We start from the raw sequence: 26110 nt of genomic DNA, 5'->3' as shown, positions 1-26110 counted from the left end.
TTAGCCTCTTACCTTAATACCTTTTTTCTCCATACCGCGGTAGATGATCAGCATCTGTGCGATTGAGATAAGGTTCGATACTAACCAGTAAAGTACTAGGCCAGATGGGAACCACAAGAAGAAAATAGAGAATACAACTGGCATAAAGGTCATCATTTTTTGCTGCATAGGGTCAGTAACCGTCATAGGTTGCAGCTTTTGAGTGATGAACATACTTAAACCAAATAAAACAGGTAATACGTAGTATGGGTCCATTGCTGATAAGTCATTTAGCCATAAAATGAATTCAGCATGACGTAGCTCTGTTGATTCTAAGAATACGTAGAATAATGCTAAGAAGATTGGCATTTGTAGTAACAGCGGGAAACAGCCACCCATAGGGTTTACTTTTTCTTTGCGGTACATTTCCATCATCGCTTGACCGAATTTTTGACGGTCATCACCATACTTCTCTTTTAGCGCAGCCATTTTAGGCTGTAGTGCACGCATCTTCGCCATTGACGTGTATTGTGCTTTAGTAAGCGGGTACATTGCCGTTTTAACGATAACCGTGATTGCAATGATAGCTAGACCCCAGTTACCTAGGATGCTGTGTAACCACTTAAGTAGTACGAATAATGGTTGTGAGATAAACCATAACCAACCATAGTCTACTGTTAGGTCTAAGTCTGGGTGAATTGCTTCTAGTACATCAGACTCTTTCGGGCCCATGTAGTAAGTTGAGCTAAGTGTTGCTTGCGTACCAGCTTGTACGTTAACTGCTTCACCTTTAGTACCAATAATTGCCGCATTACCAGCAACTAACTTGCTGTAAAGGGTATTTTGTTGGTCTTGCTGAGGTACCCAGGCACTTACAAAGTAGTGCTGGATAAATGCAATGTAGCCACCAGCAGTGGTGATGTTAAGGTTTTTATCAGCCATGTCTGAGAAGCTGTACTTTTCGTATGGCTCTTCTTCAGTACCGTATGCTGCACCTAAGTAGTTTTGATCTACTAAGCTACCTTTGTCTTGTACAGTGCGTTTTACTTGCGTGTATAACTGAACTTGAATTGGGTCAGCTGTAACGTTGTTTACTGTGTACTCTAAACCTACAGCGTAGTCGCCTTTTTTGAATATATAGGTTTTAGTAAACGTCACACCTTTGCTGTCAGTAAACTCAAGTGGAACACGCAGCTCATCACCATTTAAAGTGAATGCTTTTTGTGTGGTTTTATAAACCGGACGGCCTTCAACAGTCGCATCTGGGCCATTTAAACCAATTAAGCCGCTTTGTGAGAAGTATTGTTTACCGTCAAACACACCAAGTAGCATGTAAGGAGTATCACTGCCTTTTGTCTCTTCGTACTGAAGTAAGTCTGCTTCAATAATGTCACCACCACGGGTGTCAATTTTAACAGTGAATACATCAGTTGTTACATCGATAACTGAGCGCTTTGCTGTAGTAGCAGCTGGCACTTCACCGTCAGATGATGCTGGAATAAAGTCATCAGATTCTGGTGTAGTTGCGCCTAGTGTTTGTGTTGTGGCACTTGGATCAGCTTTTGGTGCGTTGTAGTCGTTATTCCATTCTTGAAATAATAAAAACGACACAAGCATCAAGCCGATTAATAAAAACGTGCGTTGCGATTCCATAACAGCTCTTATTTCTCGTGTTGGTGGTTAATATGATTTTTTGCCGGTACGGGATCATCCCCACCAGCATGTAAAGGGTGGCATTTTAATATGCGTTTAACAGCTAACCAACTGCCTTTTACACTTCCATGCAAATTAATTGCTTGAATAGCATAACTAGAGCAGGTTGGGTTAAAACGACAATGCGGGCCTAATAGTGGGCTTATCCATTTTTGATAGCCGCGTATTAGCATGACTAAACAGCGCTTTGGAATAGCAACAAGTGGTTTAAGTAACCTCATGATGTGTCAGCCCCTGCGTTAATTTAGTCAATGGATACCATGAATTTAAATTCCTATCGTAGAATTTTAAATGCATGATTAAAAGGTGAGCTAAAGATACCTTAATTAAGCCTGTAATTCTATTGCTATCAGGCTTGTTTATTAGATTTAGCTGATTTATTCGGGCGTTTTTTGAAAGGTGGTGGTTTTGGTGCACCAGGCTTGCAGCGTTCGTTAATTTTTCGCCACAATTTATTAAGTTGTTTTGTTAGCTCGTCGTTTGACTGCTCATCAATACCACTTTTAACCATAAGCACAATATCAATGTTATCGAGTTTGTGTTGATTTAAACGAAAACTTTCGCGAGCAAGTCGTTTGATTCGATTACGTTGGCAGGCTTTTTTAACGCGTTTTTTTGCGACCGTAAGACCTAATCGAGGATTAGTTTGGTCATTGCGTTTAGCTAATAGGGTAAAAAAAGGAGTCGCAGCGCGTGCTGGTTCATTAAAGATTCGAGAGTAATGCGAGGGAGTTAACAGACGTAACTCCCTGCTGAAGCTAAAGTCTTCCACTTATATATTAAGCAGAAAGAACTTTACGGCCTTTAGCACGACGACGAGCTAATACTTTACGGCCATTTGCTGTTGCCATACGAGCACGGAAACCGTGTGTACGTTTGCGTTTTAAAACGCTAGGTTGAAAAGTTCTTTTCATAACAATTCCATCCGATCGGTTAAGGTTAAAACATCCTATGCAGGTCGCGATCCTGGCACAGGTGCCATTGCGAGCGCGAGATATTATAGATGAAGACAGCAAAAGTCAATCATTAAAACGCTGCAGAGGTAGTAATTATAAAGGATCCTTTTACGTGATCATATAGGATCATCATAAATAAGAAGTTTTCCACAGCCTCTGTATAAAAAGTGAATAAAAGCTTGGGAAAAGCCAATTCGATCGTAGAATTTGATCGCGATCTGCGTCTAAATTTGTTATGATCACTGTTCGAGCTTAAAAAATAATTTTCTTTAAAATCAATATTTTAATGTTTTATGTTGCCGAGATCATATTTTTCATAAAAATCAATCTTGTACTTGTGGATAAAGTACCTTCATAATAGTCGGTCTGGGCCAAGAAAGTTGGTCAAAGATTAGCAATAAATGTTTGATTTTCCATCATTAAAGATGAACGGGAATAAAAATTAAATCTCTGGGAGTTTGACTGTGTATCTGTCGGTTTGGCAAAGTTGTTTATATGTATTGCAAGATGAATTGCCTTCACAGCAATTCAGTATGTGGGTAAGACCACTTCAAGCAGAAAGTACCGAAGATACGTTGACTATATATGCACCTAATCGTTTCGTTTTAGATTGGGTGAGAGAAAAGTATTTAAACCGTATTAATGAACTACTCGTTGAAATTTGTGGTGATGAAGCACCAGAGTTACGTTTTGATGTAGGTAGTAAACCCATTTTAAATGCTCAAGCGGCATCAGCTCCGGCTGCATCGGAAGCAAGTGCACCAGTGAGTGCGCAACATACTACCGAAAAGCAACAGCCAAAACCTGAAAAAGCAGCGGTAGAGCCTGCTCCAAAATCAGGTTATAAATCAAACATTAAAGAAAATTATACCTTTGATAGCTTTGTTGAAGGTAAATCAAACCAATTAGCAAAAGCCGCAGCGACTCAAGTTGCAGATAACCCAGGTTCGGCATTTAACCCTGTATTTATATATGGTGGTACGGGCTTAGGTAAAACTCACTTATTACACGCTGTTGGTAACGGTATTATGGCTAATAAGCCAGACGCGAAAATTGTCTACATGCACTCAGAGCGATTTGTGCAAGACATGGTTAAAGCACTGCAAAATAATGCCATCGAAGAGTTTAAACGTTATTACCGAAGTGTTGATGCATTGATGATCGATGACATTCAATTTTTCGCTAATAAAGAGCGCTCACAAGAAGAGTTCTTTCATACCTTCAACGCTTTACTTGAAGGAAATCAACAGATTATCTTAACTTCAGACCGCTATCCTAAAGAGATAGAAGGGGTTGAAGATCGCCTTAAATCACGTTTTGGCTGGGGCTTAACCATTGCTATTGAGCCGCCAGAACTTGAAACACGTGTTGCCATTTTGATGAAAAAAGCCCAACAAAGTAAAATCAATTTACCTCACGAAGTGGCCTTTTTTATCGCGAAAAAATTGCGCTCAAATGTACGTGAATTAGAAGGGGCGTTAAACCGTGTTATTGCTAATGCAAACTTTACTGGTCGTCCAATTTCGATCGATTTTGTAAAAGAAGCCCTACGTGATTTACTTGCACTGCAAGATAAACTGGTAACGATAGATAATATTCAACGCACTGTTGCTGAGTATTACCGTATTCGTGTGTCAGATTTACTCTCTAAACGTCGTAGTCGTTCAGTAGCAAGACCACGCCAAGTGGCCATGGCATTATCAAAAGAACTTACAAATCACAGTTTACCTGAGATTGGCGACGCCTTTGGCGGTCGCGATCACACAACAGTATTACACGCTTGTCGTAAAGTTAAATCACTCCGTGATGAAAGCCACGAAGTGAAAGAAGATTATCAAAACTTAATAAGAACCTTGTCATCTTAAGGCCGACTTTATTATGCAAATAACAATATCAAGAGAGCAATTTTTAAAACCTTTAGTTCAAGTGTCTGGTGCGATCGAGCGTAAGCACACCTTACCGATTTTATCGAACGTTCTGTTAGTTGTTGAAAACGGGCAACTTTCGATGACAGGTACTGATCTTGAAATTGAATTAGTAGCGAGTGTGTTTGTTGGTGAAGATACCACTGATACAAAACTAACTTTACCAGCTAAAAAGTTACTCGATATTTGTAAAAGTTTACCTGATGGCTCAGACCTTACATTAAGTAGCCAAGATCATCAGTTACTACTTACCAGTGGTAAAAGCCGTTTCTCTTTGACGACACTTGCGGCTGAGGATTTTCCTAATCTAGAGCAATGGGATGGTGAAGTAGAGTTTCAACTAACACGACTAGAGTTACGTAAGCTTTTAGAAAGCACACATTTCTCTATGGCTAATCAAGACGTACGTTATTACTTAAACGGTATGTCATTTGAAGTTGATAACGCAGACATTAAAACAGTGGCTACAGATGGTCACCGTTTGGCAATTGCACAAAAGCAATTACCACAATCTTTAAATACACAACGTCAGTTAATTATTCCACGTAAAGGTGTGCAAGAAATTATGCGCCTTATGGTGGCTGATGATGAATTAGTTACCATTCAATTTGGTGCTAACCATATTCGTATTATTGATACTGAATTTACGTTTACCAGTAAGCTGGTGGATGGTCGTTTCCCTGACTATCGTCGAGTATTACCGCGTGGTGGTGATAAAATTATTACTGCTAACCGCGAATGGTTGCGCAGTGCTTTTCAGCGTGTGTCTATTTTATCGAATGAAAAATTCCGTGGTGTACGATTAAACCTATCTGAAGGTTTACTAAAAATTACTGCTAACAACCCTGAGCAAGAGCAAGCCGAAGAGGTTGTTGAGGTAATGTACCAGGGCGGCGAACTTGAAATTGGCTTTAACGTTTCTTACGTGCTTGATGTACTAAATACATTAAAAACAGAAGATGTTGTTTTCACACTTGCTGATTCAAATAGCAGTGCGCTAATTGAAGGTGCGGGTGACGAAGAAGCTATGTACGTTGTTATGCCGATGCGCCTATAAGCTTGTATGAGTTTAAGTCATTTAAGCCTCAATAATTTTCGGAATATTGAGGCGCTGACACTTGAGCCGGTTAATGGCATAAACATTATCTATGGCGAAAATGGCAGCGGTAAAACTAGTCTCCTTGAGGCGATTTATTTCCTTTCTCATGGTAAATCATTCGTACCGCCAAACATAAAAATATCATCCAGCATCAACAAGACAAGTTTGTGATACATGGTCGCAAAGCACTACACGATTTGTCTATTCCGATTGGAATTAGTAAGAACCAAGCGGGTGAAACATCTTTAAAGATTCAGGGAAAAACGAGCCGTAAAATTTCTGAATTAGCCCAGCTAGTACCTGTGCAGGTGATTACGCCAGAAAGCTATTCATTGTTTTTTGGTGGCCCAAAAGAGCGTAGAAAATTTCTTGATTTAGGATTGTTCCACGTGGAACATGACTTTTTTTATTTATGGCAGTCCTTTAATAAAGTACTTAAACAACGTAATGCTTTATTAAGAAGTAAACCAAGAGATTATTTCGAACAGATCAAGTTTTGGGACAAAGAATTTGTTAGACTAGCTGAGCAAATAAATAATTTAAGAATCGCGTATATAAGTAGGTTTAAGCAGCAGTTTTTTGATAAAATGTGTGCAGAATTAACGCTTGTAAGCGATTTAGAAATTAACTTTCATGCGGGCTGGAAAGAGAGTGAAACGCTCTCAGAGGCGCTTGAGCAAAGCTTTGAACGTGATGCCAAACAAGGTTTCACAAGTAAAGGTCCGCATAAAGCTGATTTTAGTTTTAGTGTTTCTGGTAACAGTGTAGAAAATACATTTTCTCGCGGTCAATTGAAGCTCTTGCTTTATGCGTTAAAAGTAACGCAAAATAGCTTAATTGAGTCAGAAACAGATAAGCAATCTATATTGCTAATAGATGACTTACCTTCAGAGTTAGGTGAAGATACAAAAGAAAAAGTGGGTCAGCTTTTGACTCATTGCGATTCGCAGCTTTTTATCTCATCAATTTTATCTGAAAGTATTTCTGCTGTGGTGGAACCCATGCAACGAGAACTAAAAATGTTCCACGTGAAACATGGCAACCTAATAACAAGATAAGTGGGATTAACCATGTCTGAGAATTACGATTCGTCGAGTATTAAAGTACTTAAAGGATTAGACGCAGTAAGAAAGCGTCCAGGAATGTATATAGGGGACACCGATGACGGTACAGGCCTACACCACATGGTGTTTGAGGTTGTTGATAACTCTATCGATGAAGCCTTAGCTGGTCATTGTGATGATATTTTTGTAACGATTCACTTAGACGGTTCTGTCTCTGTAAGAGATAACGGTCGTGGTATCCCTACATCTATTCATGAAGAAGAAGGTGTATCAGCGGCTGAAGTTATCATGACGGTACTTCACGCTGGTGGTAAGTTCGATGATAACTCATATAAAGTATCAGGTGGCTTACACGGTGTAGGTGTTTCAGTAGTAAACGCTCTATCTGAAAAACTACAGTTAACAATTCGTCGTGAAGGTAAACTTCATCAGCAAACATATACAATGGGTGTGCCAGATGCACCATTGGCAGTGATTGGTGAAGCAAGTGATACGGGTACTGAATTACGTTTTTGGCCAAGTGGTGAAACATTCACTGACTTAAACTTTCATTACGACATTCTAGCAAAACGTTTACGTGAACTTTCGTTCTTAAACTCAGGTGTAAGCATTATTCTTACAGATGAGCGCGAAGAAACGAAAACAGACCACTTTAAATATGAAGGTGGTATTCAGGCGTTCGTTGAATACTTAAACCGTAATAAAACACCAGTACATAAAAGTGTTTTCCACTTTACCCATGAGCGTGAAGAAGACGGTATCAGTGTTGAAGTATCAATGCAGTGGAACGATGGTTTCCAAGAAAGCATTTACTGTTTCACAAACAACATTCCACAACGTGATGGTGGTACGCACTTAGCTGGTTTTAGAGCTGCATTAACGCGTACGCTAAATAACTACATGGAAAAAGAAGGCTTTAATAAAAAAGCGAAAACAACCAGTAATGCAACGGGTGATGACGCTCGTGAAGGCTTAACGGCTGTTGTCAGTGTTAAAGTTCCTGATCCTAAGTTCTCATCACAAACGAAAGATAAACTAGTATCAAGTGAAGTTAAGTCTGCTGTAGAACAAGCAATGGCAGAAAAACTAACAGAGTTCTTATTAGAGAACCCGGTTGATGCAAAAACAGTTGTTGGCAAAATTATTGATGCAGCACGTGCTCGTGAAGCTGCACGTAAAGCGCGTGAAATGACTCGCCGTAAAGGTGCAATGGATTTAGCCGGTTTACCGGGTAAACTGGCTGACTGCCAAGAAAAAGATCCAGCACTTTCTGAACTATACATAGTGGAGGGTGACTCTGCAGGTGGTTCAGCTAAGCAGGGTCGTAACCGTAAAAACCAAGCAATTTTGCCACTTAAAGGTAAGATTCTTAACGTAGAAAAAGCACGTTTTGATAAGATGCTTTCTTCTCAAGAAGTAGCAACTCTTATCACCGCGCTAGGTTGTGGTATTGGTCGTGATGAATATGACCCAGAAAAACTACGTTACCATCGCATCATTATCATGACCGATGCGGACGTGGATGGTTCTCACATTCGTACTTTATTGCTGACTTTCTTCTACCGTCAAATGCCAGAGATTGTAGAAAAAGGCTTTATTTATATTGCACAGCCACCACTATATAAAGTGAAAAAAGGTAAGCAAGAGCGCTACATCAAAGATGACCCAGCGCTAGTTGATTACTTAACATCATTAGCATTAAACAATGCTGCACTTTATACAAGTGAAGGTGCATCTGCACTTGAAGGTGAAGCGTTAGAAACGATTGTTCACGATTATCAAAGCACTGTTAAAGTAATTGAGCGTTTAAAACGTAAATACCCGAACACGGTAATGGAACGCTTAATCTATCAAAGCGAATTAACTGAAGCTGATTTATCAAATGAAGCAAAAGTTAAAGAGTGGACTAACACCTTAGTTGATGACTTAATTGCACGTGACGAAGATGCAACTATCTTCCACGCAAGCACAGAGCATGATACTGAGCGCAACTTGTATTATCCAGTTGTGAATATCCGTCAGCACGGTGTTGATAAGGCTCATGTATTAAACCATGACTTCATCACATCACGTGACTATAAACGTATTGCTGCAACGGGTGCGAACATCGCTAACCTAATTGAAGCGGGTGCATACATTCAACGCGGTGAGAAAACTCAGCCTGTTGATAACTTTGTGGATGCGTTAGAGTGGTTAATTACTGAATCTAAGCGTGGACTATACATTCAACGCTATAAAGGATTAGGTGAGATGAACCCAGATCAGCTTTGGGAAACCACCATGGACCCAGATGCACGTCGTATGTTGAAAGTGACAATTGAAGATGCTGTTGCAGCTGACCAATTGTTCGCGACATTAATGGGTGACCAAGTTGAACCTCGTCGTGACTTCATTGAAACGAATGCACTACGCGTAGTTAACTTAGACGTATAAAGTTAAAATTGATATTTAAAAAAGGAGCCAACGGGCTCCTTTTTTTATTACTGAAAAAGCACAAACTGCTTAAAACCTTACTGCACACAAGGTATACTGAGAGCAATTTTCAGACTAAACGCACCAGATACTATAAGCCAAATATGCAAAAATATGACGTTAAAACCTTCCAAGGTTTGATCCTGGCTTTACAGGACTATTGGGCACAGCAAGGCTGTGTGATTGCTCAACCACTCGATATGGAAGTGGGAGCAGGGACATTTCATCCTTTAACATTCTTAAAGTCGATTGGCCCAGAGCCAATGTCGAGCGCGTATGTTCAACCATGCCGTCGTCCAACTGATGGTCGCTATGGTGAAAACCCAAACCGCTTACAACATTACTACCAATTCCAAGTAGTATTAAAACCATCACCAGAGAACATCCAGGAGCTCTATTTAGGCTCTTTAGCTGCTGTTGGTATCGATACGCTCACTGATGAAGTTCGCTTCGTAGAAGACAACTGGGAGTCGCCAACATTAGGTGCTTGGGGTCTAGGTTGGGAAATCTGGTTAAACGGCATGGAAGTGACTCAGTTCACTTACTTCCAACAAGTAGGTGGTCTAGAGTGCTCACCAGTAACAGGTGAGATCACATATGGTCTTGAGCGTTTAGCAATGTACATTCAGGGCGTAGATAGCATATATGACCTAGTATGGGCAGACGGTCCTATGGGTCGTGTAACATACGGCGATGTATTCCATCAAAACGAAGTTGAGCAATCTGCTTATAACTTCGAACAAGCAGATGTTGAGTTCTTATTTGCACAGTTTGATCACTGTGAAAAAGAAAGCGAAAAACTAATCGAAGCAGGCTTACCATTACCAGCCTATGAGCAAGTAATGAAAGCATCACATGCATTTAACTTATTAGATGCACGTCACGCTATCTCAGTAACTGAACGTCAACGTTATATCTTACGTGTTCGTGCTTTATCTAAAGCGTGTGCACAAAGTTACTATGATGCCCGTGAAGCACTTGGTTTCCCGCTTTGTAAGGATTAAGAATTAGCATGTCAGCAGAAAATTTATTAGTAGAAATTGGCACAGAAGAGTTGCCACCGAAAGCACTTCGTAAACTTGCTGAGTCATTTGCTGAGAACTTAACAGCAGAACTTGCAAGCTTAGAACTAGCACATCAAGGTGTTAACTGGTACGCGTCTCCACGCCGTTTAGGTTTACGTGTGACTGCGCTTGAAGCAAAGCAAAGTGACAAGGTAGTAGAAAAGCGCGGTCCTGCTGTAGCAGCTGCATTTGATGCCGATGGTAATCCAACTAAAGCAGCAATGGGTTGGGCACGTGGTTGTGGTATCGATGTAAGCGATGCAGAAACGATTGAAACAGATAAAGGTGCTTGGTTATTACATAAAGCACAAGTAGAAGGTCAATCAACAACTGCACTTATGAGCGATGCGGTAAACAAGGCACTTGCTAAATTACCTATCCCAAAACCAATGCGTTGGGGTGCGAGTAAAACACAATTTATTCGCCCTGTGCACACAGCGACTATTTTATTTGGTAGCACGCTGATCGAAGGCGAAATCCTTGGTAAGCAAGTTGGCAACCAATTACAAGGTCACCGTTTCCATCATCCAGAAAAAGTAACAATCAACCATGCTGATGATGTGTTTGAGGTGCTTAAATCAGCTTATGTTATTGCTGACTTTGCAGCGCGTAAAGCACAAATTCGCGAACAGATTGAAGCTGCTGCTAGCGCTGTAAATGCAAAAGTAGCGATGGATGAAGACTTACTAGAAGAAGTAACATCTCTAGTTGAATGGCCTGTTACACTAACTGCCACTTTTGAAGAAGCATTCTTAGCTGTTCCTTCAGAAGCACTTATTTATACCATGAAGGACGACCAAAAGTACTTCCCGCTATTAGACCAAGATGGCAACTTACTTAACAAGTTCCTATTTGTTTCTAATATCGAAAGTAAAGATCCAAGCGTGGTCATTGCCGGTAACGAAAAAGTTGTTCGTCCTCGTTTAGCTGATGCGCAGTTCTTCTACGAAACCGATAAGAAGAAAACGCTAGAGAGCCGTTTAGAGTCGCTAGATACCGTTTTATTCCAAAAGCAACTTGGTACGCTGAAAGATAAATCTGAGCGTATTAGTGAACTTGCAGGTTACATTGCTGAGCAATTAGGTGCGGATGCCGAGTTGGCTAAGCGAGCTGGCTTGTTAAGCAAAACAGATTTAATGACCGAAATGGTCATGGAGTTTACCGACATACAAGGTGTAATGGGTATGCATTACGCTCGTCACGACGGTGAAGCTGAAGAAGTAGCACTTGCGCAAAACGAACAATATATGCCACGCTTTGCGGGCGATAACTTACCAGCAAATGTGATCAGCTGTGCTGTAGCAATTGCTGATAAGTTTGATACGCTGGTGGGTATTTTTGGTATTGGTCAAGCGCCAAAAGGTGACAAAGACCCATTTGCACTTCGCCGTGCAGCAATTGGTGCATTACGCATCATGGTTGAAAAATCATTACCGCTAGATATCTTAGATCTTGTTGCTAAGTCACAAACTTTATTCGGTGAAAAGCTAACTAACTTAAACGTATCAACAGATGTGTTTGAGTTTATGCTAGGTCGTTTCCGCGCATGGTACCAAGATGAAGGTATCGAAGTTGATGTGATCCAAGCTGTGTTAGCACGTCGTCCAACTAAACCAGTTGATTTCGACCGTCGTGTTAAAGCGGTAAGTCACTTCCGTACATTAGACGCAGCAGAAGCGCTTGCAGCAGCAAATAAACGTGTAAGCAATATCTTGGCTAAAAATGACATCACAACACAAGGTGATGTGAATGAGAGCCTATTAAGCGATGAAGCAGAAAAAGTATTAGCGTCACACGTTGCTAAGTTCGCAACTGAGCTTGCACCTTTATATGCAAATGGCGATTACCAAGAAGCATTATCACAACTTGCGGGTATCCGTGAGAGTGTTGATAACTTCTTTGATAACGTCATGGTAATGGCAGATGATGAAGCGGTTAAACAAAACCGTTTAGCATTATTAAGCCAGCTAAGCCGTCTGTTTTTAGATATTGCTGATATTTCTGTACTTCAGAAGTAAGCAGTAGCCAATTGATAAAAGCCAGCTCTGTGCTGGCTTTTTTGTAGCATAAGGAACAGTAATGAAACGTGTAATTACTTTAGCATTAGCAGGCTTATTAACTGCCTGTTCTAGCCAAATGCAAATGCCAAGCATTGACGATATTCTGCCAAGCAAAGACCTCGACCGTACTATGTATTTACGTGGTGACTTTACTTTGTGGGATGCCGAACCTCAGTATCAATTAGAGCAAGTTGCACCGGGTATATTCCAAACCGAGGTTAAGTTTTCAACGCCTGGTAAGGTTTATGAATTCAAAGTAGCAGATGCTGATTTTAGCGAAGGCTATAACTGTGGTTACAGTGATATGGACCCAGCAGGGCAATCATTAGTTCTAGGCCAAGCCGCCAATGCCGACTGTAATACCATCTACAATTATTTCAGCTTTAAACCCGCTGCAAAAGGTGTGTATGTAGTGAGCTTTGATTACCGCAATAGTAATCAACCAAAAGTGACAGTAACGAAGAAATAGCTTTAAGCTGTCAGCTTTAAGCCGATCGAGTGAGCGTTTAATATTGAAAAATGCTCACTTTTAATTTTAATTGATTAACTCGAAACTCGTTGTTACAACCCTTTCTTCACCAAGTATCGATACGGTGCTTGTTCTACATCTTTAGCCACAAGTGTGTGATCCATAAAGGTACAAAAGCTTGGGATATCACGGGTGGTTGATGGGTCATCGGCGATGATAAGTAAGGTTTCGCCATCTTTCATTTTACGTACTGCACCACGCACCATCATCACAGGTTCTGGACAACGTAGGCCAAGTGCATCTAATTGGTGATCGGGATTATCAAAACTCATGGCTGACCTTTTGGATGAAAGAGACAATTAATAAGCGGCTATTTTAACTTTCTATTGCCGCCAGTTTCAATAAGTGAAAGCAAAGCAAATAAAAAAGGCGCACTGAGCAATTCAGTGCGCCTTTTTATCACCAAGATGTTTGGCGTGAGCTCGTTATTCTACTCGCTCAAATACAGTTGCAATACCTTGGCCTAAACCAATACACATAGTTGCTAGACCGTATTTAGCGTTCTTGTCTTCCATTAGGTGAACAAGCGTTGTGCTAATACGTGAACCAGAACAACCAAGTGGGTGACCAAGTGCAATTGCACCACCATTTAGGTTAACTTTCTCATCTACCACGTCCATCAGACCTAGGTCTTTTAATACTGGTAGAGATTGTGCTGCGAATGCTTCGTTAAGCTCTGCAACATCGATATCGTCAATAGTGATACCTGCTTGTTGAAGTGCTTTTTGCGATGCAGGAACAGGGCCGTAACCCATGATTGATGGATCGCAACCTGCAACAGCCATTGATTTAATACGCGCACGAATTGGTAAACCAAGTTCTTTTGCTTTTTCTTCGCTCATTACAAGCATTGCTGACGCGCCGTCAGAAAGTGCAGAAGAAGTACCTGCCGTTACGCTACCTGATGCTGGATTGAATACAGGGCGTAGTTGCGATAAACCTTCTACAGTTGTTTCTGGACGGATTACTTCATCGTCTTCAACTAAGATTAAAGAACCATCTGCATCATGACCTTCCATTGGCAGGATTTCACGACGGAAACGACCTTCAACAGTTGCCGCGTGTGCACGTTGATGTGAACGGTAAGCAAACTCGTCTTGTTGCTGGCGGCTAATGCCGTGCAGCGTTGCAAGGTACTCTGCAGTTAAACCCATTACGCCGGCAGCTTGTGCTACAGACGTTGATAAACCAGGGTGAAAATCATTACCGTGAGTCATAGGTACGTGACCCATGTGCTCAACACCACCAATGATATAGGTATCACCAGCGCCAGTCATAATAGCGCGTGCTGCATCGTGTAATGCCTGCATTGATGAGCCACATAAACGGTTAACCGTTACTGCTGGCACTGAATGCGGAATACCGGCGAGTAGTGCTGCGTTACGAGCAATGTTAAAACCTTGCTCTAAAGTCTGTTGTACACAGCCCCAGTAAATATCATCAATTGATGCTGGATCAACGGCTGGGTTACGGTCTAACAAACCTTTCATTAAGTGAGCACTTAAATCTTCCGCACGCTTGTTTTTGAATACGCCGTTCTTAGAACGACCCATTGGTGTGCGGATACAATCTACGATTACTGGATTATTCATGTTTCTTATCCTTCCACCTTATAGAATACACGGCCTTCTTCGGCCCACTTGCGAGTTTCATCAGATACTTGGTAAATCGCACCTAAGTGAGCGTACTTGTCTGCTGTTGCAACAAAGTTCGCTAAACCAGTTTGATCTAAGTAACGGAATGCACCGCCTCTAAATGGAGGGAAACCAATGCCGTAAATTAGCGCCATGTCAGCTTCTTGTGGAGACGCCACGATACCTTCTTGTAAACAAAGTAGTACTTCGTTGATCATAGGGATCATACAACGGTCAATGATTTCTTGTTTATCAAAATCTTTAGGCGCATCAGTGATGGCACTTAGTAACTCAGTTGCTGTAGCATCTTGTGCCTTTTTAAGGCGACCACGGCGGTCTGGTGCATATTGGTAGAAACCAGAACCATTTTTCTGACCAAAACGTTTTTCGTTTGCAAATACAGTAACAGGGTCTTTATCTTGACGAGCCATACGCTCAGGGAAACCATCGGCCATTACGCCAGTACAGTGGTAAGCCGTATCGATACCTACAACATCAAGAAGGTAGGCAGGGCCCATAGGCCAACCAAATACATTTTCCATTACTTTATCAACTTTCGCGAAGTCAGCACCTTCAACAACAAGTTTGCTGAAGCCTGCAAAGTAAGGGAATAATACGCGGTTTACAAAGAAACCAGGGCAGTCGTTTACAACGATTGGTGATTTACCAAGTTTTAAAGCGTAATCAACAACCGCATTAATTGTTGCTTCTGATGTTTTTTCACCGCGAATGATTTCTACTAATGGCATTTTTGGCACTGGATTAAAAAAGTGCATACCACAGAAGTTTTCTGGTTTTTCAAGTGCAGATGCTAACTCGTCAATACGAATTGTTGAGGTATTTGAAGTTAGGATAGTGCCCGCTGGTAAGTCTTTTTCAAGACCTGCAAGAACGGCTTGCTTCACTTTAGGGTTTTCAACCACGGCTTCAACAACAATATCAGCACTTTGTAAGTCTGCATCGTTAAGCGTCGGTTTGATCTTGCCTAATGTAGCAACCATCTTTTCCATCGCCATATGGCCACGTTGTACTTTTTTACCAAGTAGCTTAGAAGCTTCGCCCATACCTAAATCAAGTGCATCTTGGTTGATGTCTTTCATGATAATAGGTGTGCCTTTATAAGCAGACTGATAAGCAATACCGCCGCCCATAATACCTGCACCTAATACAGCGGCTTGTTTAATTTCAAGTTCACTGTGCTTAGCTTGCTTCTTCGCTTTACCTTTAATGTATTGGTCAGCTAAGAAAATACCTGTTTGTGCTGCTGCTTCGCTTGTTGCTGCTAATTTAGCAAAGTTAGCGTTTTCAATCGCCATTGCTTCAGCGCGTTCACAATTTGCAGCTGCTTTAATTGTTCTTACTGCCATAACGGGTGCTGGGTAATGACCTTTTGTCTGACCCATTACCATACCTTCCGCCATCGCAAAGCTCATGCCTTGCTCAACACGGTTCATTTTCAGTGGCTGTAATTTTACTTGTCGTTTTGCTTGCCAATCTAGCTTGCCAGCAATTGCTTGTTCAAGTGTTGATATGCTTGACTCTAAAAGTTTGTCAGCACTAACTACCGCGTCAAGCGCACCAACTTTAAGTGCATCCGCAGCACGGTTTTCTTTGCCAGTGGTGATCCACGTCATCGCATTATCAGCGCCAATCAGGCGCGGAAGGCGAACAGTGCCACCAAAACCAGGCATAATGCCTAATTTAACTTCAGGTAGGCCAATTTTAGCATCAGTACTACCAACGCGATAATCGGTAGCAAGTGCCCACTCACATCCACCACCAAGCGCCATGCCGTTTACAGCACTTAACGTTGGGAAAGGTAAATCTTCAATAGCGTCAAAAACGTCAGTTGCATTTTTGATCCATGCAACAAGTTCTTCTTGAGGTTTAGTGAATGTAGGTAAAAATTCGAAAATGTCGGCGCCGATAATGAAATGATCTTTATCGCTGGTGAACACCATGCCTTTGATATCTGAGTTTGTTGCCAATTCTTTTAATGCTAAAGCGCAATCTTGCAAGGTTTGCTGCGAAAGTTTGTTTACTGAACCGTCGGCACAGAACTTAAACTCGGCGATGTTGTCCTTGATGAAAGCAACTTCAAATGAATCGCTTTTATATAACATTATTATTCTCCCTAGTTAATTAACTAAGACTGGTACGATGAGTTTGCATTTCAATCAGTGTGCTTGCTTTAAAATGAAAATGCAACGAAAAATTTACTGCGCTTTATCGCGATTGGTTAAAATATAGCTGGTTTGGTGCTAAGGTGTAGGAGAAGTTTTTTGTTATTAATTCTTTAATTTTTGTTAAAGGTCATCATGAAAAAACAACTCTTTGGTTGGACAGCTGCCGCATTAATTTTTCCTTTTTTTGCAGCTGAAGCCAACGATAAACATGACGCTTTTTTAAAAGCAGAAAAAAAGGCGCGTTACGGTGATTATCAAGACATGAAAAATGCAATTAACGGGCTCGATCACCCGTTAAAGCCTTATGTCGAAAAGGCGTTTTGGCAACGTAATCCAAGCTTAAATCACCAAACAGAGATCGAAAACTTTCTCAATATTTATCAAAATACACCGCTTGAGTGGCCGGTGCGTAAAGCCTGGCTTGAATACTTGAAAAAGTACAACAAGAAAGCGGCTTATATTCGTAACTATCGCGAAACGAGCAACAACGAATTGACCTGTCCTTATTTAAGTTTTCAATTAGACTTAGGGGCACCTGAAAAAGCCATCATGAACCAAGTTAGTGATTTGTGGGTGGTAGGAAAATCACAACCTAAAGAGTGTGATAAGTTGTTTTCACTCTGGAAGAAGAAGGGTTACCAAACGCAAGATCGTATTTGGCAACGTATTAGCTTAGCGGCAGAGGGCGGCACATCAAGCTTAATTCCTTATTTAAAAACGTTATTGCCTCAAAGCGAGCAATATTTAGCTGACTTATATTTAACAGTTCGCAAAGACCCAAGTGCAGCAGCCGGGCTTTATCGTTATAAGAAAAAGTCGGCTAAAGAGGGGCAAATTGCCCTTTACGGTGTGAAGCGTTTAGTGTGGCGAGATAATGACCTTGCATTACGTGCATGGGAAAAGCTCGAAACCATGTTTAATTACACAGACGAGCAAAAAGCAGATGTTTATTATAGTTTTGCGTTGTCGCTTGCATCTAATGGTCATCAACAAGCGCGTTTTTGGCTGAATAAAGTGCCTAAAGACCGTCAAACGAGCAAGCTAATGCAGTGGCAGTTAGCAAATATGCTTGAAAGACAAGATTGGTCAGGCATTGTGGCGTTTTTTACTGGTAAAGAAAATCTCAGCCTTGGTCAGCAATATTGGTTAGCGTATAGCTTAAACCAGCGCGGTGAAGTAGAGCGCGCGCGTGCTATTTGGCAAACAGTGGCAAAAGAGCGTGATTATTATGGCTTTTTAGCTTCAGCACGATTAGGTATTCCGGTTAGTTTAAACAATAAAGATATCAGCATTAGCAATCAATTAAAGTTAGAAGTAGCCAATGCTCCAGGCTTTAAACGTGCTCGTGCTTTATATGAACTTGAGCGTTTTACCTCAGCGCGCCGTGAATGGAATTACCTAACAGACACCTCAACTAAAGAGGAAAAGCTCGCAGCCTCAATTTTAGCGGCTGATCTCGATTGGTACGACAGCACTATCTACACCTTAGCGCAGATAAAAGAGTGGGATTATGTCGACTTACGCTTCCCATTTGCGTTTAAAGATGTGTTTGCCACGTATAGTAGTCGCAGCCATATTGATGTTGCATGGAGCATCGCTATTTCGCGTAGAGAAAGTTCTTTTGCACCTGATGCTCGCTCTCATGCTAATGCGCATGGTTTAATGCAGCTACTACCAAGCACAGCCAAATATATGAATAAGAGTACGGTAACACGTAAGCAGCTGTATCAGCCACGTACTAATATTCGACTTGGTACCGAGTATCTACAGTATTTGAAAAAGAAAAATCATGGCAATGAGATCCTGGCTACAGCCTCATATAATGCAGGTTATCATCGTATTAAACGCTGGTTACCTGAACAGCCAATGCCTGCCGAGCTGTGGATCGAATTAATTCCTTTCACAGAAACACGTAACTACGTTAAAAACGTGTTTGCTTACAGACAGGTATACCATACTCGACTCGGTCGCGACGGCAATGTTCTAGCGCCAATTCTTGATATGTCGATGGGTGGTTAAGCTTCACTGCATGTACTATCCCCTCAGTTGGGGGATGGTACAGGACTATGATAGACTGCTAACAAGTTAAATTTACTAAAGATGGGTTTACTATGGATAAATTAGCGGTGTTATACGCCGAACATATTGCAACCTTGCAACAACGTACTCGCACAATTACAGAGCGCGAAGGTTTAGAAGGGTTAGTAATTCACTCAGGTCAGGCTAAGCGTCAGTTTTTAGATGACATGTATTATCCGTTTAAAGTGAATCCGCAATTTAAAGCGTGGTTACCAGTGATCGACAACCCTCATTGTTGGATTGTGGTTGATGGTGTATCTAAACCTAAGCTTATTTTTTATCGTCCAGTGGATTTTTGGCATAAAGTGCCTGATGAGCCGCGTGATTTTTGGGCTGAGTATTTTGATATTGAATTATTAGTACAGCCAGATCAGGTCGAAAAATTACTTCCTTATGACAAAGCAAATTACGCCTACATTGGTGAGTATTTAGAAGTAGCGCAAGCGCTGGGCTTTAGCATTATGAACCCAGAACCTGTTATGAACTACTTGCATTTTCACCGTGCTTATAAAACACAGTATGAGCTTGAATGTTTACGCCAAGCAAACCGTATTGCGGTAGAGGGCCATAAAGCAGCACGTGACACATTTTTTGCTGGTGGCTCAGAGTTTGATATTCAACAAGCTTATCTTATGGCTACCCGTCAAAGCGAAAACGAGATGCCTTACGGCAATATCGTTGCGCTCAATGAAAACTGTGCAATTTTACACTACACTCATTTTGAGCCAAAAGTGCCGCAAACACATCGCTCTTTCTTGATTGATGCTGGTGCAAACTTTAACGGCTATGCTGCTGATATTACACGTACTTATGACTTCAAAAAGTCGGGCGAATTTAGCGATCTAATTAAGGTCATGACTGAGCATCAAATTGCTTTAGGAAAAGCATTAAAGCCTGGCTTGTTATATGGTGAATTACATTTAGATTGCCACCAACGTGTAGCGCAAGTGCTTAGCGACTTTAATATTGTGAAATTACCAGCCGCTGAAATTGTTGAACGTGGTATTAGTTCAACCTTCTTCCCGCATGGTCTTGGCCATCACTTAGGTTTACAAGTTCATGATATGGGTGGTTTTATGGCTGATGATAAAGGTACTCATCAGGCGCCACCTGAAGGCCATCCGTTCCTTCGCTGTACGCGTTTAATCGAAAAGAACCAAGTATTTACTATTGAACCTGGTTTATACTTCATCGACTCGTTATTAGGCGACCTTGCGCAAACAGACAACAAACAGTTCATTAACTGGGAAAAGGTTGAAGCGCTTAAGCCATTTGGCGGTATCCGTATTGAAGATAACATCATCGTTCATGAAGATAGCCTAGAAAACATGACCCGTGATCTACACTTAGATTAATGGTGAAGGTTAGTGAATATCGGGGCCAATAGGCCCCATTTTTTTAGATAAGCAATTATGTCTGAATACCAATACCCGGCTGAACCGGTTTTTTACCAAGAAGAAATTAAAAAAAGCACGTTTATTGTGCATATTGCCCACACGCCAGATCTAACCTCGGCGAAAGCCTTTATCAAAGAAATCCAAGAGAAATACAGTGATGCTCGTCATAATTGCTGGGCTCATGTTGCAGGAAACCCTGGTGGTAGTCATGTGTATGGTTTTTCTGATGATGGTGAACCCAATGGCACAGCAGGTAAACCCATGCTTAATGTATTAACAGGCTCTGGTATTGGTGAAATAACAGCGGTGGTAACTCGTTATTTTGGCGGTATTAAACTCGGCACTGGTGGGCTTGTGCGGGCTTACGGCGGTAGTTTAAATAATGCCATGCGTGAGCTTAAAACCATTACCAAGGTACCGAGTGTTGAACTGGTAGGTCAAAGTGATTACAGCGCACAGGGTGCAATTGAACAATTATTAAAAAGCCAGTATCAAGTGCTTAATATCGATAAACAGTTTGCAGAGAATATTGCCTGGAAAATTGAGATCGATAGTCGACAAGCCGAGCAAGCTATTCATGATGTTCATGAATTGACTCACGGTGCAGTGAGCCTAAAAGTCAGAAAAGTTTGAAATGTAAAAATAATACATTCCGTTTACTTACAATTAAGCCTGTAAGACAATAAACTGTATTAGCTAAACAATTAATAAGAAAGCGATACGCCTAGATGCAATTTCGTACCATAATAAAAATTCTCGGCCAGCTGGTGGCGTTATTTAGTATCACTATGGTGCCTCCGGCGCTGGTGTCTTTGATCTACAAAGACGGTGGTGGTGTGCCATTCGTTCTCGCTTTTATCTTTAGTGTTGTGATTGGTTTAGCGGCTTATTATCCAAACCGTCATGAGCATGGTGACCTTAAAGCCCGAGAAGGCTTCTTGATTGTGGTCTTGTTCTGGCTGGTACTAGGCACCTTCGCTGCGGTGCCTTTAGTGTTCTTACAAGAGCCTAATCTTTCCTTAGCTGACTCCGTATTTGAGGCCTTTTCAGGGCTTACAACGACAGGGGCTACCGTACTTACGGGGATAGAATATCTACCTAAATCAGTGCTTTTTTATCGCCAGCAATTGCAATGGTTAGGCGGTATGGGGATCATCGTACTCGCGGTCGCGGTACTGCCCATGCTAGGTGTCGGTGGTATGCAGCTATACCGTGCAGAAACGCCTGGTCCGGTTAAAGACTCGAAAATGACGCCGCGTATTGCCGATACCGCAAAGCACCTTTGGTATATCTATGTATCACTGACGATAGCTTGTACGCTTGCGTACTGGGCTGCAGGAATGGATTGGTTTGATGCAATCTGTCATTCATTCTCAACAATTGCGATTGGTGGCTTTTCTACTTACGACGCATCAATGGGGCAGTTTGATAGCCCATTAATTAACTTTATCTGTGTCGTGTTCTTATTAATTGCTGCTATTAACTTTTCGCTTCACTATGCTGCGGTATCGTCGCGCAGTCTTCGTGTTTATTTACGCGACCCTGAATTTAAAGTGTTTTTATTGATTCAATTAGCATTGGTCATTGTTTGTTTTACTGTACTGTCTTCAAATAATATTTATGCCGATGGTGATGAGACTCTCGACCAAGCTATGTTCCAAGCGGTATCAATGAGTACCACTGCGGGCTTTGCTACTGACAATTTCTCAGCATGGCCACTGTTCCTACCTATTTTACTTATTTTTTCAAGCTTTATTGGCGGCTGTGCCGGCTCTACCGGTGGTGGTATGAAGGTTGTACGGGTGTTCTTACTTTACTTGCAAGGTATTCGTGAGCTTAATCGTCTTGTGCACCCGAGGGCTATTTACTCAATTAAATTAGGCCGAAAAGCACTCCCAGATAAAGTTGTTGAAGCCGTTTGGGGCTTCTTCTCGGCGTATGCTTTGGTGTTTGTCATTATCATGTTGGCGCTGATGGGCACCGGCATGGATAACATCAGTGCGTTCTCGGCAACGGCAGCATGTTTAAATAATTTAGGTCCAGGTTTAGGTGAAGTCGCAGCGCATTACGGGGCGATTTCTGATACGGCAAAATGGCTACTTACTATTGCGATGGTATTTGGTCGTTTAGAAATATTCACCTTATTAGTGTTGTTTACGCCAACCTTCTGGCGAGGCTAACCATAGTAAGGTGATTATCTAGAAGTGGAGGCATTACTGTGCCAAAAACTCAAAAACAACGTAATCTTGAAAAGCTCACCTGTATCCCTGCAGGTAGCTTGGTGGATGTTGAAATTACCACACCAACCGACAGCAAACGCGTAAAAACAGAATTCATAGGATTGATGAATGATCAGTACATCATAATCAATTATCCATCCGCAAAGCGTTTAGCGAATGGCAGTGATTTCATCAAAGATGGGGTGATGGTTGTTATACGGGCTGTACTTGAAGCGGGCGGTGGGCAAGTGATTGCTTTTCGTCAGCAAATAAACGCCTTGGCATCGCATCCGCATCGCTTAATTTTTCTCGACTTTCCTCAGCAAGTACAGCTGTTTAGTTTGCGTAGTGAAGCGCGTATTCCTACGTTATTCCCGGCAAATTTAGTGATTGCAGAGCAAAAACTGGCTGGGCTAATTAAAGATATTTCACTCACAGGGGTTCAGTTTGATATTAATAGCAATGAGGATTTAAGCGCTTTGAAAGGGCAAAGTGGCCAAATCACACTGAGCAAACGAGAGTTTAATGGCACAGTATGCAGCGTACGCAAAAGAGCGGGTGGTTTTATGCTCGGTGTGCAGCTTGATACCAGTGAAGATGAAATGAAAGCGTTTATGAAAGAGCACCTAATTGACCTTTCAGTATTGGATAGCTAATGCCAATTCGCCATTTTGCAACAAAATGGCTATTTTCCTCGATTTAAACCTATAGATATCAAAATTAATTTATAAACAAATCAAAATAACCAATTAAATCAATGTTTTATTTATTAAATTAATTTCGATTTTTTTCTTTAAGTTTTGTTGTTCAGATAGAGTTTATTTTCAAATTCCTAATTTCTCTGTTTTTTAATCCAAATAAATCACTATTGTCTCCATTTTATACTTCATAAGTCATTGATTTTAAAAGAAGCGTAAAACCAACCATTGAGCTTGTTGCAAAACAGCAACAAATAAATCGGGCTATTTTCCTGAAAATATCGATTCTTCAACTCAACTATATGATTTTGTTGTTATTTTTAACTTTGGCATCGAAGTTGAAATAGTCTTAGCGAACACAGAGAAAAACTGATTCAGGAACATATCCTTTATCACAGTTGAGACAACATTGAAGGAATAGTGATTATGAAAACGTTACACAAAACTTTAGCACTTGTAGCTCTTGCAACTTCATCTGCAGCGTTTGCCGCTGACTTTGACACATTGGATGTTAATGGTGATGGCGCAATCAGCAAAAGCGAAGCATCAGTAAGCGAAACGTTAATGAGCCAATTCAAAGAGCTTGATACAGACGGCAACGGTGAGCTGTCTAAACAAGAGTACTCAAAAGCTTAATTTCATTGTAAGGACACACTGAAAAGGACTTCTAACTCAAGACAACACACTTTGAAGGAATGACATTATGAACACAGTAAATAAAACACTAGCACTTATGGCACTTGTATCTTCATCTGCAGCGTTTGCGATGAGTGATTTCGATACTCTAGATGTTGATGGCAATGGTGTTATCAGCCAAAGCGAAGCATCGGTAGATGCAGAGCTAATGAGCAAATTCACTGAATTAGACACTGACGGTAACGGTGAGTTATCGAAACAAGAATTTTCAAAAGCTTAATGTGATTAAGCAAAACCAGTTTATTTAGCTGATTAGTTCTGAGCTGCCAAAGACAGCCTAAATGGATAAGGGAATCCATGACAAAGGACAACACTGGAAGTGTGATCAGCTAACACTCTTAAAATTGAAGGAATATGATTATGAAAACAGTAAACAAAACATTAGCTTTAATCGCACTAGCATCTTCTTCAGCAGCTTTTGCAGCAACTGATTTTGACACCTTAGACGTAGACGGTAACGGCGTGGTTAGCAAAAGTGAAGCAGCCGTTGACGCAAAAATTATGTCGCAGTTTAAAACATTAGACGTGAATGGCGACGGCGTTCTTACAGAAGCTGAGTTCTCTGAAGCCGAATAACTGAATTAATACGTAGTTATACCAATTTCCACTAAACAGGGATCTCAGAAACGGATTTCACTCTTTTCAAATTTAAGGTAGTTATTATGAAACAGTTAAGCACAACAATCGCAATTTTAGCACTAGCAACGTCATCAGCAGCCTTTGCACAAGGCGTAAGCTTTGCAACGTTCGATACTGACGGTGATGGTGTGATCAGTAAAGAAGAAGCGTCTGCAAATATGCAGCTTGAAAAGTTATTTCCAGAGCTAGATAGCGATGGTAATGGCGAACTTTCAAAAGAAGAATTCGCTCAAATTCAATAGAATCTTTTAGAAAAGTTAGGTACTTTCACTTCAAGAGTCGTAAAGCAGCTGTCATGGCTGCTTTTTTCGTTTACAAGAAGATAGCACTTACTTGGAATAGTTTTTCTACAACCGTAATATGCTTTTTATCAATCAAGAACATGATGACATGGTCACCCGACTGAATAATGGTATCGTCATGGGCAATCAGTACATCATCGTTACGCACAATTGCACCAATGGTTGTTCCAGCTGGTAGCTTAATATCAGCAATAGCTCGGCCAACAACTTTAGAAGTATGCTCATCACCGTGAGCGACAGCCTCAATGGCTTCTGCTGCGCCCTTACGTAATGAATAAACGTTAACAATGTCACCACGACGTACGTGTGTTAGCAGCGCCGAGATAGTGGCTTGCTGAGGTGAAATAGCAATATCAATTTCACCGCCTTGTACTAGGTCAACATAAGCGCCACGCTGAATAAGCACCATGGTTTTTTGTGCGCCCATACGCTTTGCCAGCATCGCAGACATAATGTTTGCTTCATCGTCGTTAGTCACTGCGATGAATACATCCACTTGTTCAATATGTTCTTCAGATAACAGCTCTTGATCAGAAGCATCGCCACAAAACACAACCGTGTTATCAAGCATTTCAGAGAGCTGTGCTGCGCGCTCTTTATTGCGCTCAAGCAGCTTAACGCTGTGGTTTTTCTCAAGTGAACGCGCAAGGCCTGCACCGATATTACCACCACCCGCAATCATGATCTTTTTGTATGAACGTTCGAGCTTTTGCAGCTCATTCATGACTGCTCGAATATGCTTTGTTGCAGCGATAAAGAACACTTCATCGTCCGCTTCGATAACGGTTGTACCAAGCGGTTTAATCGCTTTACCTTGACGATAAATAGCCGCTACCCGGGTTTCGACATTCGGGATGTGCTCTTTCAAGGCTGAAAGTGCATAACCCACCAGCAAACCACCGTAATAGGCTTTCACCGCAACCAGCGATAACATGCCATCGGCAAATTGTAATACCTGTAAAGCACCCGGATAGTCGATTAAGCGACGAATATACTTAGTTACCAGCGCTTCTGGAGCTATGTAGTGGTCAACAGGTAAGTCATCGTTATGAAATAACTTTTCACGGTACTTTAAGTATTGTTCTGAGCGAATACGGGCAATTTTAGTTGGCGTGTTAAAAATACTATAAGCTACTTGGCAAGCAACCATGTTCACTTCATCTGAACTGGTTACGGCAATAATCATATCGGCGTCTTCTGCGCCTGCGCGACGCAATACATCGGGATGCGCACTGTGGCCAGTAACACCTTGTAAGTCGTACTTATCTTGTAGCTCTCGCAAACGGTTACCGTCGATATCGACAACGGTGATCTCATTTTGCTCACCTACGAGGTTTTCTGCCAGTGTGCCACCAACTTGTCCGGCACCGAGTATGATTATTTTCATAGCTTGTTCTTA

23 protein-coding genes and 1 pseudogene are annotated in these 26110 nt (G+C 41.3%); 16 read left to right on the top strand and 8 right to left on the bottom strand.

Translation table 11 applies throughout. The features are described 5' to 3' along the window. From yidC to rpmH, 4 genes are all read right to left on the bottom strand, one after another. The gene (gene yidC / locus C2M33_RS04185; RefSeq protein ID WP_063701430.1) at positions 1-1632 is read right to left on the bottom strand and encodes a membrane protein insertase YidC; all 1632 of its coding nucleotides are present in this window, start codon (positions 1630-1632) and stop codon (positions 1-3) included. A gap of 8 nt (positions 1633-1640) precedes the next feature. Next, positions 1641-1913, bottom strand: coding sequence for a membrane protein insertion efficiency factor YidD (gene yidD / locus C2M33_RS04180; protein ID WP_054563758.1), 273 nt, complete (start codon positions 1911-1913; stop codon positions 1641-1643). Positions 1914-2041: 128 nt separating this feature from the next. After that, complete coding sequence (rnpA, locus tag C2M33_RS04175; protein WP_063701433.1) at positions 2042-2464, bottom strand: ribonuclease P protein component; 423 nt, start codon at positions 2462-2464, stop codon at positions 2042-2044. A 7-nt stretch (positions 2465-2471) separates the two neighbouring features. Next, positions 2472-2606, bottom strand: a complete 135-nt coding sequence (gene rpmH / locus C2M33_RS04170) for a 50S ribosomal protein L34 (protein WP_008488847.1) — start codon at positions 2604-2606, stop codon at positions 2472-2474. Positions 2607-3112: 506 nt separating this feature from the next. On the opposite strand from rpmH, the gene dnaA reads away from it, so the two are divergent. The 7 genes and pseudogenes from dnaA to C2M33_RS04135 all read left to right on the top strand — a co-directional run bounded on the left by dnaA (position 3113) and on the right by C2M33_RS04135 (position 12801). Beyond that, a complete protein-coding gene (gene dnaA / locus C2M33_RS04165) occupies positions 3113-4513 on the top strand; it encodes a chromosomal replication initiator protein DnaA (RefSeq protein ID WP_105173821.1) in 1401 nt (466 codons plus the stop codon). A gap of 13 nt (positions 4514-4526) precedes the next feature. Further along, positions 4527-5630: a DNA polymerase III subunit beta gene (gene dnaN, locus C2M33_RS04160; RefSeq protein WP_063701437.1), complete on the top strand. Its 1104-nt coding sequence runs from the start codon at positions 4527-4529 to the stop codon at positions 5628-5630. 6 nt (positions 5631-5636) lie between these two features. Then, positions 5637-6730: pseudogene (gene recF / locus C2M33_RS04155) on the top strand (DNA replication/repair protein RecF). Positions 6731-6742: 12 nt separating this feature from the next. After that, a complete protein-coding gene (gene gyrB, locus C2M33_RS04150) occupies positions 6743-9169 on the top strand; it encodes a DNA topoisomerase (ATP-hydrolyzing) subunit B (RefSeq protein ID WP_063701442.1) in 2427 nt (808 codons plus the stop codon). Between the two features lie 143 nt (positions 9170-9312). Continuing rightward, positions 9313-10212, top strand: coding sequence for a glycine--tRNA ligase subunit alpha (gene glyQ, locus C2M33_RS04145; protein ID WP_054554789.1), 900 nt, complete (start codon positions 9313-9315; stop codon positions 10210-10212). 8 nt (positions 10213-10220) lie between these two features. Next, a complete protein-coding gene (gene glyS, locus C2M33_RS04140; protein WP_105173820.1) occupies positions 10221-12290 on the top strand; it encodes a glycine--tRNA ligase subunit beta in 2070 nt (689 codons plus the stop codon). A gap of 61 nt (positions 12291-12351) precedes the next feature. Beyond that, positions 12352-12801: a hypothetical protein gene (locus tag C2M33_RS04135; RefSeq protein WP_063701446.1), complete on the top strand. Its 450-nt coding sequence runs from the start codon at positions 12352-12354 to the stop codon at positions 12799-12801. Between the two features lie 92 nt (positions 12802-12893). Here C2M33_RS04135 and tusA read toward each other — a convergent pair whose 3' ends face one another. The 3 genes from tusA to fadB all read right to left on the bottom strand — a co-directional run bounded on the left by tusA (position 12894) and on the right by fadB (position 16618). After that, entirely contained in the window at positions 12894-13133 is a 240-nt protein-coding gene (tusA, locus tag C2M33_RS04130; RefSeq protein ID WP_054554785.1) for a sulfurtransferase TusA, read from the bottom strand. A gap of 153 nt (positions 13134-13286) precedes the next feature. Then, positions 13287-14453, bottom strand: coding sequence for an acetyl-CoA C-acyltransferase FadA (gene fadA, locus C2M33_RS04125; protein WP_063701448.1), 1167 nt, complete (start codon positions 14451-14453; stop codon positions 13287-13289). A gap of 5 nt (positions 14454-14458) precedes the next feature. Beyond that, positions 14459-16618 carry a fatty acid oxidation complex subunit alpha FadB gene (gene fadB, locus C2M33_RS04120; RefSeq protein ID WP_105173819.1) on the bottom strand — a complete coding sequence of 720 codons (2160 nt, stop codon included), beginning with the start codon at positions 16616-16618 and terminating at the stop codon, positions 14459-14461. Between the two features lie 195 nt (positions 16619-16813). On the opposite strand from fadB, the gene C2M33_RS04115 reads away from it, so the two are divergent. From C2M33_RS04115 to C2M33_RS04075, 9 genes are all read left to right on the top strand, one after another. Further along, complete coding sequence (locus tag C2M33_RS04115; RefSeq protein WP_063701452.1) at positions 16814-18700, top strand: transglycosylase SLT domain-containing protein; 1887 nt, start codon at positions 16814-16816, stop codon at positions 18698-18700. Between the two features lie 92 nt (positions 18701-18792). After that, a complete protein-coding gene (gene pepQ, locus C2M33_RS04110) occupies positions 18793-20115 on the top strand; it encodes a Xaa-Pro dipeptidase (protein ID WP_105173818.1) in 1323 nt (440 codons plus the stop codon). A 57-nt stretch (positions 20116-20172) separates the two neighbouring features. Next, positions 20173-20790 carry a YigZ family protein gene (locus tag C2M33_RS04105; RefSeq protein WP_063701456.1) on the top strand — a complete coding sequence of 206 codons (618 nt, stop codon included), beginning with the start codon at positions 20173-20175 and terminating at the stop codon, positions 20788-20790. Positions 20791-20885: 95 nt separating this feature from the next. Continuing rightward, positions 20886-22337 carry a TrkH family potassium uptake protein gene (locus tag C2M33_RS04100; protein ID WP_063701458.1) on the top strand — a complete coding sequence of 484 codons (1452 nt, stop codon included), beginning with the start codon at positions 20886-20888 and terminating at the stop codon, positions 22335-22337. A gap of 38 nt (positions 22338-22375) precedes the next feature. Beyond that, on the top strand, positions 22376-23032 hold the full coding sequence (locus tag C2M33_RS04095; protein ID WP_105173817.1) for a flagellar brake domain-containing protein: 657 nt from the start codon (positions 22376-22378) through the stop codon (positions 23030-23032). A gap of 468 nt (positions 23033-23500) precedes the next feature. Further along, positions 23501-23710: a calmodulin gene (locus C2M33_RS04090; RefSeq protein WP_054563772.1), complete on the top strand. Its 210-nt coding sequence runs from the start codon at positions 23501-23503 to the stop codon at positions 23708-23710. A gap of 67 nt (positions 23711-23777) precedes the next feature. Continuing rightward, a complete protein-coding gene (locus C2M33_RS04085) occupies positions 23778-23990 on the top strand; it encodes a calmodulin (protein WP_105173816.1) in 213 nt (70 codons plus the stop codon). A 140-nt stretch (positions 23991-24130) separates the two neighbouring features. Further along, positions 24131-24346, top strand: a complete 216-nt coding sequence (locus C2M33_RS04080; RefSeq protein WP_055022185.1) for a calmodulin — start codon at positions 24131-24133, stop codon at positions 24344-24346. 86 nt (positions 24347-24432) lie between these two features. Beyond that, a complete protein-coding gene (locus tag C2M33_RS04075) occupies positions 24433-24651 on the top strand; it encodes an EF-hand domain-containing protein (RefSeq protein ID WP_054554774.1) in 219 nt (72 codons plus the stop codon). A 70-nt stretch (positions 24652-24721) separates the two neighbouring features. Here C2M33_RS04075 and trkA read toward each other — a convergent pair whose 3' ends face one another. Beyond that, positions 24722-26098 (bottom strand): Trk system potassium transporter TrkA, encoded by a 1377-nt coding sequence (gene trkA, locus C2M33_RS04070; RefSeq protein ID WP_063701464.1) that lies wholly within the window; start codon positions 26096-26098, stop codon positions 24722-24724. Positions 26099-26110 lie beyond the last annotated feature (12 nt).

The sequence above is a fragment of the Pseudoalteromonas sp. T1lg122 genome, assembly GCF_002964825.1.
Taxonomy (GTDB): domain Bacteria; phylum Pseudomonadota; class Gammaproteobacteria; order Enterobacterales; family Alteromonadaceae; genus Pseudoalteromonas; species Pseudoalteromonas gelatinilytica.
Note: the sequence above shows the minus strand (reverse complement) of the source record. Positions and strands in the feature narration are given on the sequence as shown.